At 48.6% G+C, this 831-nt stretch carries 1 protein-coding gene; it reads left to right on the forward strand.

Features of this window, described 5'->3' with window-relative positions; all coding sequences use genetic code 11:
• Positions 1-153: 153 nt before the first annotated feature.
• Entirely contained in the window at positions 154-804 is a 651-nt protein-coding gene (locus PGX78_RS08875) for a uracil-DNA glycosylase (protein ID WP_270446599.1), read from the forward strand.
• Positions 805-831: the final 27 nt, after the last annotated feature.

The raw sequence follows: 831 nt of genomic DNA on the forward strand, positions 1-831 counted from the left end.
AACCGCTCTTTCTATTGATATTTTCAGTATCAGTGCCGGCCAAAGAGGACTTCAGATTCTTGCGGCTCCTAAAGATATTATAAAGCTCATCGACGCATGTACAGCCGATTTAACGATGTCCGATATCATTCTAACTGACGGGAGAGTGCGGTCATGACGAGTAAAGAACGCCTGGCGGCTCTTACGGACTGTACGGCCTGCCACCTCTGCCGTGAAGGCAATCGCGGCCCCACGCAATGGTCCGGCCCTGAAGATTCTCCACTCATGTTTGTCGGCGAAGGCCCCGGCGGTGTGGAAGACGAGTACGGCGTGCCGCTCGTAGGCCCGTCGGGAAAGTTATTGGATAAAGCACTCTGGAGTGTCGGCCTTACAAGAGACCGTATTTACGTAACCAACATCGTAAAATGTCGTCCTCGCAACAACCGTACCCCGACCCTAGATGAAGGTCGTTTTTGCGCAGATCTTCATTTACGTGCGGAAATTGAATCCGTCAAGCCGGCCGTCATCGTCTGCCTCGGCAAGGTTGCCTTTCAGTACTTTTACGGTAGTGCAGGCAGTATTATGAGGAATCGCGGCAAATGGCTTGATTATGAGAAAATTCCCGTCATGCCCACCTATCATCCTGCTTTTTTACTGCGCCAAACAGGTAAAGAGCTGGTCGAATCGAAGTGGCAAGTTTATTACGACTTAAAATCCGCTGTCGAAAAGGCACAGAAAGCACGACCGGGATATGTATTGAAAAGTGAGTTCATCCCCGATTTATTACAAACTTATAATTATTTGAAAAAAGAACGACATATGTAAAAGAGGCTCGACACGATATCGTGTCGA

The sequence above is a fragment of the Megasphaera sp. AF13-6AC genome, from assembly GCF_027685385.1.
Lineage (GTDB): Bacteria > Bacillota > Negativicutes > Veillonellales > Megasphaeraceae > Megasphaera > Megasphaera micronuciformis.